The sequence below is a fragment of the Halpernia frigidisoli genome (assembly GCF_900113805.1).
Classification (GTDB): domain Bacteria; phylum Bacteroidota; class Bacteroidia; order Flavobacteriales; family Weeksellaceae; genus Halpernia; species Halpernia frigidisoli.
The window spans coordinates 990240-1006240 of the sequence record NZ_FOQT01000001.1 but is presented as its reverse complement, the minus strand read 5'-3'; the positions used below and the strand labels follow the sequence as shown (position 1 = coordinate 1006240).

At 33.9% G+C, this 16001-nt stretch carries 13 protein-coding genes; 3 read left to right on the top strand and 10 right to left on the bottom strand.

Annotated elements, in window-relative coordinates; all coding sequences use genetic code 11:
* Nucleotides 1–123: 123 nt before the first annotated feature.
* The gene (gene cphA / locus BM238_RS04675) at nt 124–2754 is read left to right on the top strand and encodes a cyanophycin synthetase (RefSeq protein ID WP_090078996.1); all 2631 of its coding nucleotides are present in this window, start codon (nt 124–126) and stop codon (nt 2752–2754) included.
* Nucleotides 2755–2825: 71 nt separating this feature from the next.
* On the opposite strand, the gene BM238_RS04670 is transcribed toward cphA, so the two are convergent.
* The 10 genes from BM238_RS04670 to BM238_RS04625 all read right to left on the bottom strand — a co-directional run bounded on the left by BM238_RS04670 (nt 2826) and on the right by BM238_RS04625 (nt 12264).
* Entirely contained in the window at nt 2826–3125 is a 300-nt protein-coding gene (locus BM238_RS04670) for a type II toxin-antitoxin system RelE/ParE family toxin (RefSeq protein WP_090078995.1), read from the bottom strand.
* A complete protein-coding gene (locus BM238_RS04665) occupies nt 3113–3337 on the bottom strand; it encodes a hypothetical protein (RefSeq protein WP_090078994.1) in 225 nt (74 codons plus the stop codon). The genes BM238_RS04670 and BM238_RS04665 overlap by 13 nt, the downstream gene beginning before the upstream one ends.
* A gap of 42 nt (nt 3338–3379) precedes the next feature.
* Complete coding sequence (locus BM238_RS04660) at nt 3380–4564, bottom strand: hypothetical protein (RefSeq protein WP_090078993.1); 1185 nt, start codon at nt 4562–4564, stop codon at nt 3380–3382.
* A 3-nt stretch (nt 4565–4567) separates the two neighbouring features.
* Nucleotides 4568–5404 carry a type 1 glutamine amidotransferase gene (locus BM238_RS04655; RefSeq protein WP_177205425.1) on the bottom strand — a complete coding sequence of 279 codons (837 nt, stop codon included), beginning with the start codon at nt 5402–5404 and terminating at the stop codon, nt 4568–4570.
* A gap of 47 nt (nt 5405–5451) precedes the next feature.
* Entirely contained in the window at nt 5452–6555 is a 1104-nt protein-coding gene (locus BM238_RS04650) for a carboxylate-amine ligase (RefSeq protein WP_090078991.1), read from the bottom strand.
* 42 nt (nt 6556–6597) lie between these two features.
* Entirely contained in the window at nt 6598–7572 is a 975-nt protein-coding gene (locus tag BM238_RS04645) for an ATP-grasp domain-containing protein (protein WP_090078990.1), read from the bottom strand.
* Nucleotides 7573–7610: 38 nt separating this feature from the next.
* The gene (locus BM238_RS04640; RefSeq protein ID WP_090078989.1) at nt 7611–8324 is read right to left on the bottom strand and encodes an alpha/beta hydrolase-fold protein; all 714 of its coding nucleotides are present in this window, start codon (nt 8322–8324) and stop codon (nt 7611–7613) included.
* Nucleotides 8325–8431: 107 nt separating this feature from the next.
* The gene (locus BM238_RS04635; RefSeq protein ID WP_090078988.1) at nt 8432–9637 is read right to left on the bottom strand and encodes an ATP-grasp domain-containing protein; all 1206 of its coding nucleotides are present in this window, start codon (nt 9635–9637) and stop codon (nt 8432–8434) included.
* A gap of 109 nt (nt 9638–9746) precedes the next feature.
* Nucleotides 9747–11165 carry a leucyl aminopeptidase family protein gene (locus BM238_RS04630; RefSeq protein ID WP_090078987.1) on the bottom strand — a complete coding sequence of 473 codons (1419 nt, stop codon included), beginning with the start codon at nt 11163–11165 and terminating at the stop codon, nt 9747–9749.
* Entirely contained in the window at nt 11158–12264 is a 1107-nt protein-coding gene (locus tag BM238_RS04625; RefSeq protein ID WP_090078986.1) for an alpha/beta hydrolase, read from the bottom strand. Before BM238_RS04625 ends, BM238_RS04630 begins: the two co-directional genes overlap by 8 nt.
* 276 nt (nt 12265–12540) lie before the next feature.
* On the opposite strand from BM238_RS04625, the gene glgB reads away from it, so the two are divergent.
* Nucleotides 12541–14511 (top strand): 1,4-alpha-glucan branching protein GlgB, encoded by a 1971-nt coding sequence (gene glgB / locus BM238_RS04620; RefSeq protein WP_090078985.1) that lies wholly within the window; start codon nt 12541–12543, stop codon nt 14509–14511.
* Nucleotides 14512–14555: 44 nt separating this feature from the next.
* Nucleotides 14556–15962, top strand: a complete 1407-nt coding sequence (locus BM238_RS04615) for a glycogen synthase (RefSeq protein ID WP_090078984.1) — start codon at nt 14556–14558, stop codon at nt 15960–15962.
* Nucleotides 15963–16001 lie beyond the last annotated feature (39 nt).

Genomic DNA, 16001 nt, shown 5'->3' with positions numbered 1-16001 from the left:
ATATTTTTAGATAATTTGATCTTTTACCATTAATTTTAAATCTATACTATTTAATTATTTACATCTTTATACTATATTTGACTAATATTCGCTTTTGCACACATTAATAAAGATCTATAACATATGAAAATTGAGAAAATACAGGTTTTAAAAGGACCAAATATCTGGAGTATAAGAAGAACTAAACTTATTCAGATGCGTTTAGATCTTGAGGAGCTAGAAGAACTTCCAACAAATAAAATAGAAGGTTTTCGCGAGAGAATTGAACTTTTAATTCCTTCGCTGATATCACATCGTTGTTCCGAAGGTGTTGAAGGCGGACTTTTTCACCGTATCGAAATGGGAACGTGGATGGGACATGTAATTGAGCATGTGGCTTTAGAAATTCAGACTTTAGCGGGAATGGATACCGGATTTGGAAGAACCAGAGAAACAAAAACCAAAGGCGTTTATAATGTTGTTTTTAGTTATTTGGAAGCAAATGCCGGCGTTTTTGCTGCGGAAGAATCTGTTGAGATGGCCAGAGCTTTAATTGAAAACAGATATTACGATATTGAAGCGTGCATTCAAAAATTAAGGGAAATAAGAGAAAAAGAAAGACTTGGTCCATCAACCGGAAGCATCGTTGAAGAAGCTGTTTCAAGAAATATTCCATGGATCAGACTTGGGAAAAATTCTTTAGTACAATTGGGTTATGGTAAAAATCAGCAGCGTTTTCAGGCAACCATTACCGGTTTAACCAGTTCAATTGCCGTCGATATCGCATGTAATAAAGAATTAACCAAAATAATGTTGGGTGACGCCGCAATTCCCGTTCCTTCCGGTGACTTAGTGACTGACGAAGAAGGTTTAGCAGATGTAATAAGAAAAATTGGTTATCCAGTTGTTCTAAAACCATTGGATGGAAATCACGGAAAAGGTTCATCCATAAATGTAACTGACTTTGAAGTTGCAAAATTAGGATTGGAACACGCTCAACAATACGGCAAAAAAGTAATCGTTGAAAAATATATTACTGGTTACGATTTTAGAATTTTAGTAATAGATCATAAAATGGTTGCTGCTGCGAGACGCGTTCCAGCGCATGTAGCAGGTGACGGACAAAAAAATATTCAGCAGCTGATCGATCAGGAAAATACCGATCCACGAAGAGGTTACGGTCACGAAAATGTTTTAACTGAAATTCTGGTTGATAAAGATACCAATGAACTTTTAGAAAAATTAAACTATACTTTAGACACAATTCCTCAAAAAGGTGAAATTGTTTACCTAAAATCGACTGCAAACCTTTCTACAGGCGGAACTTCCATTGATGTAACAGAAATGGTTCACCCGGAAAATGTGATGATGGCGGAAAGAATTTCCAGAATTATCGGCCTGGATGTTTGCGGAATTGATATTATGGCAGAAAATCTTACTCAACCTTTAAAAGACAGTGGTGGTGCGGTTTTAGAAGTAAATGCTGCTCCAGGATTTAGAATGCATTTGGCGCCGTCCGAAGGATTGCCAAGAAACGTAGCAGCGCCGGTTGTGGACATGCTTTATCCGCAGGGCAAGGAATTCAGAATTCCAATTATTGCAGTTACCGGAACAAACGGAAAAACCACCACGACTAGAATTATCTCCCATATCGTCAAAAATAATGGTTACAGAGTAGGTTTTACAACGTCTGACGGTATTTATATTCAAAATACAATGCTGACAAAAGGCGACACAACAGGTCCACTTTCGGCAGAATTTGTTCTAAAAGATCCAACTGTCGAATTTGCTGTTTTAGAATCTGCAAGAGGTGGAATTTTACGATCAGGTTTAGGTTTTAACTCTTGTGATATTGGTGTTTTAACGAATATCAAAGAAGATCATTTGGGTTTAAATGATATTCATTCCCTAAAAGATCTGACGCGAGTAAAACGCGTGGTTTTAGACAGTATTAAGAAAAATGGCTGGGCAGTTTTGAACGCTGACGATGAATATTCAATGAAGCTGGCGACCGATCTTCACTGTAAAGTAGCACTTTTTAGTTTAGATGAAAAAAATCCTCATATTAGAAAAGCGGCGAAAGAGGGAAGAACAACCTGTGTTTATGAAGAAGGTTTTATTACCATTAAAAAAGGCGACTGGAAGATCAGAATTGAGCGTGCTATTTTAGTGCCGATCACGATGGAAGGAAAGGCTAAATTTATGATATCCAATGTTTTAGCAGCGACTTTGTCTTGTTTTCTTTATGGTTTTAAAATAGAAGATATTTCTTTGGCTTTAAAAACATTTATTCCAAGTGCCGATCTTACGCCCGGAAGACTGAATGTATTTAATTTCAAAAAATTTAAAGTTTTAATTGATTTCGCCCATAATCCTGCAGGCTATGAAGCCATTGAAGATTATTTAAAATATGTAGAGGCCACAAAAAAGATCGGAATTATTTCCGGTGTAGGCGATAGGAGAGACGAAGATATTCGCGAATGTGGAAAAATTGCAGGCAGAATGTTTGACTATATCATCATCAGAAATGAAAAACATTTGCGTGGACGTTCAGAGGAAGAAATTAACGGATTGATCATTGACGGTATAAACTCTGCGGATAAAGACGTCACTTATGAGATCATTCCAAAAGAGATTGAAGCGCTGAAACACGCGATGAGTATGGCAGAAGAAGGAACTTACATTACCGCTTTAAGTGATGTAGTTTCAAATGCAATTGAATTGGTGCAACAATACCAACTGAAGGAAATGCAGGAAACTCAGAATATTAATTAAGAAAAAGCCGCTTATTACAGCGGCTTATTTTTTATTACTATTCGATAAATAATTAGAAATTCCAGATAATTTTATATGTTTAAATCTTTAGGATTCATTTTATTTGCCCAAAAAGAAATAATTTCAATAACATCTGAATCTAAACGGTAATAAAGTGAATAGTTTTTTAAGACTAAAACTCTTCGCACTTCATTATTTGTGTTTTCAACAATAATTCCAATCAAAGGATTTTCAATTAATAGAGATTCCGTATAAATTACTTCTTCAATTATTTTTTCAGAATAACTAGTCGATTTGTTATTTTCTATCCAAAAAGCAATAGTTTTCAAATATTGTTCTTCTGCTTCAATCGTCCAATTTACTTTACGCACAAGAGTTTTGCTTTGTTGTGAACATCAACACTTGATACAATTCCACCATTATTGGCTTGTTCTAAGCCTCTTGAAATAGATTCCATTTCCGCGTCCGAAACTATTATTTTTTGACTTGTTTCCTTTCTTTCAAAAGAAATTTTCATTTTCTTCAGTAAACTTTCAAGCAAATTTTGCTCTTCAGAAGAACTCGGGTGAACTAATATTTCCATGATAAAATAATGTCTTGTAAAATTAATTAAAAAATTTTAATTCTAATCTTCAGCAAAAAACGCTGTAGATCCACCGATCCAGATGGCGTCTTTTTTATTAAAATCAACATTTACCATCGCTACTTTTGTCATTCTTACCAAATATTCCATTAAAATCGGACGTTCTTCATCTTCCTGCCAAATGTAAAGTAATCGAATTTCTGCCTTTGAGAATTCACCATTTGGATCTAAAAAAAGTGGCGCATAAACGACTTTTCTTTGTAAAATAAAATTTTCTTTATCTAAAATCGCACCAGTAATTTCTTTAGTTGGATCGAGATTTACGCCACTTCCTGCAAAAGAAAATAAAGGTTTTAAAACGAAATCTTTTAGATTTTCACTTTCAGGAAATTCATTTAAAAAGTAACTTTTTGGGACAAATTCATGCTGCAGTTTTGGCAACAAATATTTTGAAATTTTAAAAAACCAATTCGGGTGCGTCACCCATTCTACATCCAATTCTTCCCGAAAATTAAACTCTAATTTTAAATCAGGAAAACGGTCCAATTCATCAAAAATAACACGATTGTAAATTCTTTTTATTTGAACTAAATTTCCATCTTTTTCGTAATATAATTTTTTTCCCTGCTTCTTAACCTTTGTAATACAAACTGGTTTTACACCTAATTTTTTTTCTGTTAAATAAAAATCAATATTGGTTTTTTGTTTGTCAGGATATATTTCTAAAAGGACCACATTTTCCGGATTTTCGTCGCCAATTATTAATTTTTTTAATTGGGCGTAATAATCTTCATTAGATAATTTAGATTTTAATTCATTTAAAAAAGGATAAACATCACAAAGTGTATTTTCAAGTTCTTTCTGAAAAGTGTAAAGTGTCGGGAAAGCTTGTAGTTCAATAAGCTGAGGCTCTATTTCGCCAGTTTTATTTTCGCAAATTCCAAAATCTATCGTGAAAAAATGTGGTTGTTTTGTATCATTTGGAACATTACAATTTGCCGGAACAGCTTTAGAAAGTTCTTCCTGAGGAATGTCTTTTATTTGGGTAATGATACTTTCGCAAGCGTCTTTTAATTTATCCTTAAAATCTTTTGTCAAAAAAATTGGACTTTCAGATACACGAAATTGTGGTTCGATGCCACTTTTTTCTTTTAGATCAGAAATGACATCTTTATATTTATCAAACGAAAAATCATCATTAAATAAATCGCGGTATTTTTTTATCATAATTTAATGATTAACTAGTCGAACTTCTTTTAAAATTTGAGATTCCGCAAAATTTAAAAACCTTGGTAAAATTTGTGCTTGTGTCAAAATAATTTTATCGTCATCGTTCATTCTGTCGATGGTTTCCAGATATTTTTCCATACCGTAATTATCGATCATGGCTTTTCGATTGGTTTCATCTTTTAAATTTTCCATCATCCCAAACGGATCTGCCTCCGGATGAAATTGCGTACCAAAAATCTCTTCTGAAAATTTAATTGCCATTACAGCGCGTTCTTTGTGAATGTGTGGTCGCATTTTTTCTAAAGCCATTATTTCCATTCCTAATTCTTCCATGCGGTCCGTATTTGGTTCGATAAATTGGTAAGCGCGGGAATCTACGGCATAGAACGGTTCCGGTAGATTTTCTAATAGATAATAATCTTTTCCCTCGTCTGACTTATGAATAGGCATCACGCCAAAAGAGTATGAATTTCTTTTACAAATATTTCCTAAACCCCAATGAATACTGGCAATTTGGAAGGAATGACAAATTAAAAAAGCAAATTTTTTCTGAGAATTATTTTTGTTATGTTCCCAAAGTTGATCTAAAAAATCAGCGTAAACCGGTTCCCAATCGTAACCTTCTTTATGTGGATTTCCCGGACCGCCAGAGGAAAGAAAAATATCAAAATCATTAATATCTGGTATCTCATTTTTATAACGTACATCAAAGCATTGTATAGTAACGCTGTTTTCATTGTTATCTTTGAAACGCTTAGAAATTTCTCTAATATTTCTCATGCCTTGATTAATATGATTATAATTCATATCTAACAAAGCAATTCTTATCTCTTTCATAATTCCATATTTTTGGGCTGTAAAAGTACGAAAATTTAAAATTTTGTTTAAAAAATGCCGTATTCTGTCTCGGAGATCATGTAATCTACCACGGCCTGTAAACTTTCTGTTTCTTTATAAACTGCCAGTTGACGATCTGCGCCACTGCCATTTTTCATAATTTCCCACGCATATTCCACTTCTTTCCTACAATCTAAATCATCCACAACATCATCAATAAATCCTAATAATTCTTCGAGTAAATGTTCAAAAGGAAATTGTTCTTCTTTACCAAAATCAATTAATTTTGCATGAATACCGTCTTTTGCAGCGCGCCATTTATTTTCGTTTAAAAGTAATCTTCTGTATGATCTGAAACTTAAATTTTGCTGATGAAGTTTATAAATTTTTGCCACTAAACATTGCATAATTGCAGCAAGACAAACGGTTTCGTCCAGTCGCATTGGCATGTCACAAATTCTAAATTCAATCGTTGGGTAAAATGGGTGAACTCGAAGATCCCACCATATTTTTTTCGCGTTGTCGATTGTTCCTGTTTTAACCAAAAGATCAACATAACTGTCAAATTCCTGTGCATTATTAAAAAAACTTGGAATTCCAGTACGTGGAAATTTAACAAAAATTTCCTGTCTATAAGATTTAAAACCGGTATTTCTACCGATCCAAAAGGGTGAATTTGTAGAAAGAGCGTAAACGTGAGGCAAAAAATAACGCATTACATTTTGTATTTTTACGCCTTCTTCACGATTGGGAATACCGATATGAACATGGAGACCGAAAATTAAATTTCCACGCGCAACATCGCCCATGTCATCTACAATTTTGTCATAGCGTTCCTGTTTTGTGATTGTGTTGGTTTCCCAGTTAGAAAAAGGATGTGTTCCGCCACCTGCAACACGAAGGTTTTGATCGTGCGCTGTTTTAATCAAATGTCGACGCAAATCTGTTAATTCCGCGCGTGCTTCTTTAATATTCTGACAAATTCCGGTTTCCATTTCCACCATAGATTCATGCATTTCATGTTTCAGGTTTTCACTGAGAACTGCTTTTCCGCCTTCTATAATTTTTGAAACGTGCGAAACCAGATCGCGGCTTTCAACATCAATTATTTGATATTCCTCTTCAATACCGATTGTGAACGTATGACTCATTTGTGTACTATTTAAATTAATTTACCGCATTTTTCCACTAAATTATATAGCAGAATCTTTCACGAAATTTCCCCAGGAAATATTCACTTTTCCAGGAACATATTCTTTCGCTTTTTCTATGGCTAATTTTGCAGAATGCTCTACGATCCAGGCAAAATTTTCTTCGCCAACAGCATTTCTGTCTGCATCTGGTGCAGGATTACAAAAGTCAATCGCATAAGGAATGCCATCTTTGACGGCAAATTCTACGGTGTTAAAATCATAACCTAAAGCCTCATTCATTTTAATCGCGTAATCATGAATGACTTTTAAAATGCTTTCTAGTTTTTCACCTTCGTATTTAGATTCTGTTACGTATCTTAAATGCGGCGCATTTCTCGGTTCATAAGGCATAATGTGAACATATTTTTTACCTAAGCAATAAACGCGGTAATAATCATCAAAAATAATTTCTTCCTGAAGCATCATTACTAATTGCTCAGTTTCGCGCAATTTTTCCCACATATCTTCCGGACTTGTTACGCGATAAACATTTCTCCAACCGCCGCCATCGTGTGGTTTCATGTACGCTGGAAAACCAATATAATCGAAAATATAATCCCAATCGTGTGGGAATTTTAAATTTCTAAAAGACGTTTCGGTAGTGTTTGTCGGTCGATCATTTGAAGGCAACAAAACTGTATTTGGAAGTGGAATTCCAAGTTTTGTCATTAAAGCATTATTCAGAAATTTTTCATCTGCGCTCCACCAAAATGGATTGTTGATGACGTAAGTTCCACTAACTGCTGCATTTTTTAAATAAGCACGGTAAAATGGAACATCCTGTGAAATCCTGTCAATAATGACAGCATAACCGGAATCTGCACCTTGTTCCAATTTATCGATCATAACGGGTTCTGCGATAATTTCGCCATTTCCCATTTCATTCACTTTATCAATAAAAGCCCAGGGAAATGTATCTTCCATTCCGAATAAAATTCCGACTTTTTTTACTGTTTTATCTGCTTTTTTCGCCATAATATGTTTTATTTTTTTTGTTTAATGTTATTTAAATTTTAGCCAAAAAATCTTCCTATAAATTTAGGGAAAACCATACGCCAAAGCGGCCAGTCATGGTTGATCCATTTTTGTTCATCATACCAGTGAGAAATTCCTTTTGAGGCAAGAATTCCTGCCATTTCACGGGTTTGTTCTAAGCAAATATCCTGATCGGAAGTGCTTAAAACAATATTCATGTGTTTGTATTTAAAGGCTTCATCGTTTTTAACAAACTCACGCGGACAGTTGAAATAAACTTTATCACTTTCGTACCCGTCCATAAAATTTCTGATCGTAAAAGCACCAGAAAGACAGAGTAAATGCGAGACAACATCGGGAAATCTAAAGGCAAAATTCGAAGCATGATAACCGCCGAAACTTGCGCCTGCAACGGCAACTCTATGTGTTTGATGAACTTTTTGAATATAAGGAACAAATTCCTGAATCAAAAACTGAACATATAATTCATATCTTCTAATTCTTTCATCTGGTCCAATGGATTTATTGTAAAGGCTTATTTCATCAATAGTTTCAATATTGTAAAGTTTTACTTTCCCTTGATCTACTAAATTTGCGATGCTTCCATTTAAATGAAAATCGGCATTTTGAGTGTAAGAACCCTTCGAAGTTGGAAACATAATGATCGGATAACCGTAATGACCAGTGACTTCCAGTTTTAAACTTTTACCTAAAACATGAGAATAATAATCTGTATGTTGTATTTGTGGCATATTTTTCTAATTTTTTTTAAATTTCAACTAAGAATTATTCAGTTAAAAAATGTAATTTCTATCAACTATCAACTATCAACTATCAACTATCAACTATCAACTATCAACTAACTTGTTGGCCTGTTTTGCGGCGGAATAATATTTAAAATAGAGTGTGTTATTTTATCCGTTGCTTCATCAAGTTTCTGTTGAATAATTTCCTCTTTGTCAGATTTATAAACAATCGCGATGTGGTAATCAATATCTACAAATTTGTAAACTTCTTCACATTCAAATTCTTTGGTGTCCGGATGTTTATCTTTAGCCAAACAAACTAATAAACCTGAATAGAAACCAGTTGGTTTGGGTAATTCATATTTTTCATTTCGCAAAAGTGAAGTTTCTATTTTCGCCCATTCGTCCCAAATATTAATACCACTTGAGGCTTTTATCAATTCGGGAATATGTGCGCCACCAACTCTGGAAGAAGTTTCCAGGAAATAAAGTTTGCCATCATCACCCAAAATAAATTCTGTGTGAGTAGCACCATAAACTAAACCAAAACTCTCTAAAACTTTTTTATTTTCTGCTTCCAGCTTCTTATAAATATCAGAATATCTACCCAAAGTTTTGGTTCGAAAAACGCCGCCTTCATGAGCAACATTCATTGGCGGAGAAAGGTATTGAGCGCAGGAAGTAAAAATTATTTCTTTGTTGTAAACCAAACTATCCACGTGGAAAACTTTTCCAGGTTTAAAGGTTTCCAGTAAAAATAAATAGCGTTCTTCGCCTAATTTTTCTAAAGATTCCCAAAGTTGCTGTTTAGAATTAATTTTTTGAATACCGCTCGCAGAAGCTTCAGAACGTGGTTTTAAAACCCAAGGTGCGGGATTATTATCGCAGAAATCTGCTAATTTTTGATCATTAAAAACAGAAGAAAACTCTGGAACATTGATGTTTGAATCTTTCGCTTTCTGTCTCATCGCCAGTTTATCGCGGAAATAACGATGGGTTGTTTGTCCCATTCCGGAAATTCTAAACGTTTCCCGAAGCATCGCCGCTTTTTCAACATCATAATCATCCAAGGCAATAACCGCGTCAATTTGGCTGGTTTTCATCAAGTGACTAAAACCTTGGGTAAGATGCTCTAAATTCCAGGTTGCGGCTTTTGTTTCCGACATGTAATAAACCTCGTCGATCGATTGCCAGGGCCAGTTTTTATCTTTTAAATTATCTGATGTAATTAATATTACCTTATTTCCTAATCTTTTTAATTCCTCCAAAAATTCACCGCCTTTATAGTAGCAGGAAATGCATACAAAAATCTTCTCCATTCTCTCAATTTTTAAACCTTTACAATTTTAGAGTTTTTAATTTGAAAAAACAACTAAATGAAGGTGAAATTTAAAGAAAATTCAATGTTTATGAGGATTTATTAAAATGTTAATTTTTACAATACTTTTCTAAAAAATCAATAATTAGTTGAACGCCATAACCGGTTGCTGCATATTCTTTCGCATAATTGACTTTTCCAAAAGCAACGCCAGCAATATCGAGATGCGCCCAGGTTTCATGACCTTCAATAAAATGTTCTAAAAATTTTGCTGCCGTGATGCAACCTCCAACTGGTGAAGCAGGAAGGTTTTTTAAATCTGCAACATCCGATGTAAGCATTTCATTCCAAACGTCCCACATTGGCAAATTCCAAAGTTTTTGATTGGTCAAATTTCCAGAAATTTCTAATTTTTTAATTAAATCATCATTATTTCCAAAAAGTGCGCCCGCGTGACTTCCGAGAATTCGCACTGCACTTCCTGTAAGAGTTGCCAAATCGATCAGAATATCAGTTTTAAAATTTTTCGACAAGTAGGAAAGTCCGTCTGCCAAAGTCATTCTGCCTTCTGCATCAGTATCAATTACTTCGATTGTTTTGCCGTTATAAGCTGTAATTACGTCACTTGGCAAATAGGAAGTGTTCGAAACTGCGTTGTCTGTTATTGGTAAAATCGCAATAATATTGACCGGTAATTTTCTCTCTGCAGCTGTTATTAAAGTTCCGATAACTGCAGTTGCGCCACCCATGTCACTTTTCATATAGTGCAAATTTGCGTTTCCTTTAATAGAAATTCCACCTGTGTCAAAAATGACACATTTTCCAACCAGGCCAATTGTCTTTTTGGCATTTTCACCCGAATATTTTAAAATACAAAAAGCAGCTTCTTCCGAACTCCCTTGATTAACGGCTAGATATGCGTTTAGACCTCTTTCTGCGCAACCTTCAGTATTTAAAATTTCTAATTCTAAATCGTATTTTTTAGCTAAATTCCTAAGAAAATCTGAAATAATTGGTGCTTTTTTATAATTCGCGGGTTTATTCAGCCAGTCCATGCAGGCAAATTGCCCGTTGCAAAGTGAATCAGTTTTAGATATTAGCTCTTCAATTTCTTTTTCATTTAAATTTTTAATATTTAAAGAAAATTCTTCCTGCCAAAAAGCGTGAGATGAATCAAATGGATAATTGTAAGTCCCTAGAAATAATCCCTTAACCAATTCTGAAATTTGGTTAAAATTTAAATTTTCTACAACAATTTCTGTCGAAACCGATTGAAGATTTTTCTTTTGAGATTGTGCAAAATGATTTCCAATTTCCTGAAAATCGATATCTTCTGAGATTGTACCAAAACCAATTAAATAAGTTGTAAAATCATCGTTTGAGATTACAAAAACTTCTTTTTTCTTACCATTAAAAAAATTGCTTGTCTTTTTTGGATAATTTTTTTGCTCACTTTCCCAAGATTTTTCATTAATAAAATGAAATATTTGGTTAGAACTGTTATCTGAATCTGAACTTATTTTAATCATTTTTTATTGTTTTTGTTGGGTCTTCAAGTGAGTCATAATACAACCATTCTACAGCGCGGGGGAATTCCTGAGACCAAAAAAATTCCTGGTGTTTACCTTCCGGATTTATTCTAACTATAGTCTCAAAATCGTAAATTTTTTCTAATTCCCATTTTTCTAAAGATTTTGAAAATTTCTTTATTCTGTTGACCATTTTTGAACCTTCTTTATCACCGCCATAAAGATAAACTTTCATTTTGTAGGGATTACCAAAATTTAACATCGGAAAATTATTCTGCGGTTCTACCCAAAGCGAAGGCGAAAAAAGCATCAGTTTTGAATAGACTTCGGGATAAAGAAAACCGCTGTAAATACTTATTAATGCGCCTAAAGAACTGCCGCCAATTCCGGTATTTTCACGGTCTTTTTTGGTTCGGTATTTTGCATCAACAAATGGTTTTAAAGTGTCGGTGATAAAACGAATATATTTTTTGCCTTCTGCATTTTTTATTATGGCGTCGTTATCAAAAATATATTCTTTTATTCTTTCTTCTTTCCCGTGTTCAATGGCAATAACAATGAGATCGCCGCGACCATATTCTGCTAAAAGTGATAATTTTTTATCAATCTCCCAATTTCCAAACTCTGCGCCTTCATTAAACAAATTTTGTGCATCCTGAAGATAGAGAACGGGATAGTTTTTCTCAGAATTATAATAATCATGGGGTAGAAGCGCCCAGATTTTTCGGTATTTATCGAGCTGCGGAATATAAAATTCTTCAGAGATAATTTCTACGATGGGGAAAAATTCTTCTTTAAAAGGTCCCCAGTTGTAACGCCATTTTTCTACAAAATCTTTCGTTTGTTCAAGAGATCTATGAATTTTTCTATTAGGATGAATTTTATCGAACTTATCAATTTCTACATTTTCCCAACCTCCTTTTGTAAATTTATATTCAATATTTTCTGGCAAAAGATGGTTTTCAATTTCAATGATATAAATAAAATCTTCGTTTTTATACAATTTAAACTGCTCTTCTTTCGGATTCCATTTATTAAAATTTCCGGTGATATAAATTGCGCGTTCATCCTCATCATTCGTTTCTAATTTAAATATCATACTTCAAACATTTCATTGTATTCACTCTATCAGTGAGCTTTTTATCATTATATTTTATCTCCAAAACCTATCTTTTTATATTAAAAATTTGTTGTCGGAGATTTCACTTGCTAAATTTAAAAAAATATCTTTCTCTTAAAAAGTTTTTAGCTAAATAAAATTCATAATCCTATGTATAAAATAAAAAATCAATTTTTTTGTCTCTTTTTGATGAATTAAGAATTATAATTCCTACTTTAGTTTATCAGAAAATTATAAAATTCAATAAAATCAAGAATGCACGAAGTAAAGCCGTTTTCACTTTTTACGGAACATGATATTTACCTTTTTAAAGAAGGGCAGCATTTTAGGTTGTATGAAAAATTTGGTGCGCACGAAGCGGAGGTAAATGGTGAAAAAGGAATTTATTTTTCTGTTTGGGCACCTTTTGCAAAAAGTGTTTCTGTGATCGGAAATTTTAATCAATGGAATTCCAACAATCATCCGCTTTTTCCTAGATGGGATGAATCTGGTATTTGGGAAGGTTTTATTCCGGAATTAGCACTGCAGGAAGTTTATAAATACGGCATTTTAACAAAGGAAAATATTTTATTAGAAAAAGGCGATCCTTTCGCTTTTAGTTGGGAACAAAATGTACAGGCTGCATCTGTAATAACTTCCACCTGGTTTGAATGGAAAGATGAAGATTGGCTTAAAAACCGTTTTAAATATAATGATCTTGACGCACCAATTTCCGTTTATGAAGTTCATTTAGCTTCCTGGATGCGCGGAACAGATAATCCTGAGGAATTTTTCAATTACCGGGAAATTGCCGAACGATTGGTTCCTTATTTAAAGGAAATGAATTTCACGCACGTAGAATTTATGCCTGTGATGGAATATCCTTACGATCCAAGTTGGGGTTATCAAATTACCGGGTTTTTTGCGGCAACGTCACGTTTTGGTTCGCCACAGGATTTGATGTATTTAATTAATGAGTTACATAAAAATAATATTGGCGTTTATTTAGATTGGGTTCCTTCACACTTTCCGCGTGATGCCAATGGTTTGCACGTTTTTGACGGCACACATTTGTATGAACATGAAGATCCAAGAAAAGGTTTTCACCCCGAATGGAAATCTTACATTTTTAATTATGGCAGACCGGAAGTTAAATCTTTTTTAATTTCAAATGCCATTTTTTGGTTGGATAGATTTCATGCGGATGGTTTAAGAGTTGATGCTGTGACGTCAATGCTGTATTTAGATTACGCCAGAAATGAAGGCGAATGGGAACCAAATATCCTCGGTGGAAACGTAAATTTAGAGGCTAAAAAATTTCTTCAGGATTTTAACACAGCCGTTTATAAAGATTTTCCAGATGTAATGACTATTGCAGAAGAAAGTTCAGATTTTCCTTTGCTCACAAAACCTGTTCATGATGGCGGAATTGGTTTTGGTATGAAATGGATGATGGGTTGGATGCACGATACTTTAAAATATTTTAAACAAGACCCAATTGTCCGAAGAGATTTTCACCACAAACTGACTTTTGCGTCTGCATATATGTACAATGAAAATTACATGATGCCACTTTCTCACGATGAAGTCGTTCACGGAAAAAGCAGTTTAATTTATAAAATGCCGGGCGACGAATGGCAGAAATTTGCTAATCTGCGTGCCATGTTTGCTTACATGTTTACGCATCCGGGCGCAAAATTGCTTTTTATGGGCAATGAATTTGGACAAACTAGTGAATGGAAATTTAGAAATTCTTTAGATTGGCATCTGTTGGATTTTCCAGTTCATAAAGGCGTTCAGGATTTTGTAAAAGAACTCAATTTTTTATATAAAAATGAACCTGCTTTATATGAAAATCAATTTGATCCGCACGGTTTCGAATGGGTTGAAGCGGATGATGTAGACAATTCTATTTTTATTTATTTAAGAAAATCCAAGCACGATAAAGATGTTTTAATGACGGTTTTAAATTTAACCCCAAAAACATTTGACTATAAAATTGGAGTAAACGAAGATACTTCCTGGGAAGTTATTTTAAATTCTGACGATGAAAAATATGGCGGAAGTGGGATGAAAGCAGAAATTTTAGATGAAGAAAAAAAGCCTTGGATGAATCGCCAGAATGCCATTATTATAAACTTACCACCTTTATCTGCATTGGTTTTAAGACAGAAAAAAGCACTAAAAAAATCCATAAAAAAGACTGAAAATCTTAAAAAAAAAGTTCAGATATTAAGAAAGTTGTAAAAACCAAGGTAAAAGCAACTTTAAAAACTCAAAATAATTAATTTATGACTATTTATCATCTTTCAATGGAATGTTATCCTGTCGCAAAAGTGGGAGGACTGGCTGATGTTGTGGGCGCTTTGCCAAAATATCAAAATAAAATTGATGGAATAGATGCAAAAGTCGTAATGCCTTGGTATAATAAAAGTTTTATTTACGAAAATGAATTTGAAATCGTATTTGATGGCTGGATCCACCAGTCTTTTCATACTTATCAAGTTCAGGTGATGAAGGAAAAAAGTAATTCTTTAGGTTTTGAGTTATATTTAGTAAAAATACCCGGACTTTTAGACAGAGATAATCCTTATGGTTATTGGGATGAAAGCCAGCAATTTTTGGCTTTTCAGCACGGCGTTTTACATTGGTTGAGCGCGATGCAAATTCTTCCGGATGTTTTGCACTGTCATGATTATCATACCGGTTTAGTTCCTTTCATGGTAGAAAATTGCCCGGATTTTACATTTTTAAAAGGTGTAAAAACAATTGGAACAATTCACAATGGAGAATATCAAGGCCAGATGAAATGGGAAATGAGTAATTATTTTCCTCATTTTGATGGCTGGAAATGGGGACTTTTAGATTGGGAAGGTTACATAAATCCTCTCGCTTGTATGATAAAATGTTGTCACGCTTTTACGGCGGTTTCCGGTGGGTATTTAAATGAATTATTTCAAAGTTTCCGCGGTTTGGAAAGTCTAATTCAGGCTGAAAACAAGAAAGCTTTTGGCATTATTAATGGCATTGACACGGAAGTTTGGAATCCTAAAACGGATGAAATGCTCACTTTTAATTTTGATGTAAAAAATGCACAGGAAGGAAAATTAAAAAATAAAAAAGCCCTTTGCGAAGCTTATGGCTTAAATCCCGACTTACCATTATTTGGATTTATTGGAAGATTTGCCACAGAAAAAGGCGCAGATCTTTTACCGGAAATTGTAAAAAATGGAATTCAGAAAATGCATGGTGCTTTTAACATCATTATTTTGGGTTCAGGAAATAAACAGCTTGAAAACGAATTACAAGATCTAAATAATACTTTTACAAATTTTGCTTTGGATCTTGGTTATAAAGAACATCTTTCACATCAGATTTATGCTTCTGCAGATTTTCTTTTGATGCCTTCCCGCGTAGAACCTTGTGGTTTAAACCAAATGTATGCGATGAGGTATGGAACAATTCCCTTGGTACGTTATATCGGAGGTCTAAAAGATACTGTTGAAGATGTATCTTCTGGTGGTTGTGGTTTAAATTTTGCTGATGCAACATCCGAAGATGTGATACATAATATCGACCGCGCATTGCATATTTACAGCCAAAAAAATTACTTAAAATCACTTGTTGAGGCCAATATGAAGAAAGATTTTTCCTGGGAAATTTCCGCGCAAAATTACATAGATTTATATAAAAATTAAATTCTTTGATCACTTAAATTTATTCGGAGATTTATAAAT